Below are 1491 nucleotides of genomic sequence, written 5' to 3'. Positions count from 1 at the left end.
TTTAGTGATTCCGTGAGTAGTGGCGAGCGAAAGCGGATTGAGGCTAAACCGGTTGCGTGTGATACCTGTCAGGGGTTGCGTGGTCGGGGTTGTGGGACCCTGCTGAACAAGCTGACACTTGTTCGAGAAGTTACAAAGTCAGTGGCTAGTCGAACAGTCTGGAATGGCTGACCGTAGACGGTGAGAGTCCGGTAGGTGAAAGTTGCTGACCTTCTGTGGGTGTTCCCGAGTAGCGGCGGACCCCTGAAATCTGCCGTGAATCTGCCAGGACCACCTGGTAAGCCTAAATACTTCCTGGTGACCGATAGCGGACGAGTACCGTGAGGGAATGGTGAAAAGTACCCCGGGAGGGGAGTGAAATAGTACCTGAAACCGTTCGCCTACAATCCGTCGGAGCCTTGCGGGGTGACGGCGTGCCTTTTGAAGAATGAGCCTGCGAGTTAGTGGCATGTGGCGAGGTTAACCCGTGTGGGGGAGCCGTAGCGAAAGCGAGTCTGAATAGGGCGTTCAGTCGCGTGTCCTAGACCCGAAGCGGAGTGATCTAGCCATGGGCAGGCTGAAGCGCGGGTAAGACCGCGTGGAGGGCCGAACCCACCAACGTTGAAAAGTTGGGGGATGACCTGTGGTTAGGGGTGAAAGGCCAATCAAACTCCGTGATAGCTGGTTCTCCCCGAAATGCATTTAGGTGCAGCGTCGCGTGTTTCTTGCCGGAGGTAGAGCACTGGATGGTCTAGGGGGCCCACAAGCTTACCGAAATCAGCCAAACTCCGAATGCCGGTAAGTGAGAGCGCGGCAGTGAGACTGCGGGGGATAAGCTTCGTAGTCGAGAGGGAAACAGCCCAGATCACCAGCTAAGGCCCCTAAGCGTGTGCTAAGTGGAAAAGGATGTGGGGTCGCATAGACAACCAGGAGGTTGGCTTAGAAGCAGCCACCCTTTAAAGAGTGCGTAATAGCTCACTGGTCAAGTGGTTCCGCGCCGACAATGTAGCGGGGCTCAAGCACACCGCCGAAGCTGTGGCATTCACATTTTTATCTCGCTTGGACTTGATTCCTTGTGCAGGTGTGTGGATGGGTAGGGGAGCGTCGTGCCGGGGGTGAAGCAGCGGGGTGACCCAGTTGTGGACGCGGCACGAGTGAGAATGCAGGCATGAGTAGCGAAAGAAGGGTGAGAAACCCTTCCGCCGGATGACCAAGGGTTCCAGGGCCAGGCTAATCCGCCCTGGGTGAGTCGGGACCTAAGGCGAGGCCGAGAGGCGTAGTCGATGGACAACGGGTTGATATTCCCGTACCCGCGAAAGAGCGTCCCTGATGAACCTCGTTGTGCTAACCACCCGAACCGGCTGCGATCTTCGGATCAAGGTTGGGGAGCGTGGGAACCTGGCGGGTAGTAGTCAAGCGATGGGGTGACGCAGGAAGGTAGCTGAGCCCGGCCGGTGGTTGTGCCGGGGTAAGCGTGTAGGCCGGTGTGTAGGCAAATCCGCACACCATGAA

General features: G+C 57.4%; 1 other annotated feature (running past both ends of the window).

From position 1 onward, the window contains the following. Positions 1-1491: a sequence feature (most likely nonfunctional fraction of RNA operon), on the top strand (it extends past both window edges: 1654 nt to the left, 1485 nt to the right).

Source organism: Micromonospora sp. NPDC048868 (assembly GCF_043198195.1).
Taxonomy (GTDB): domain Bacteria; phylum Actinomycetota; class Actinomycetes; order Mycobacteriales; family Micromonosporaceae; genus Micromonospora; species Micromonospora reichwaldensis.
This window is presented reverse-complemented; position numbering and strand designations above follow the sequence as displayed.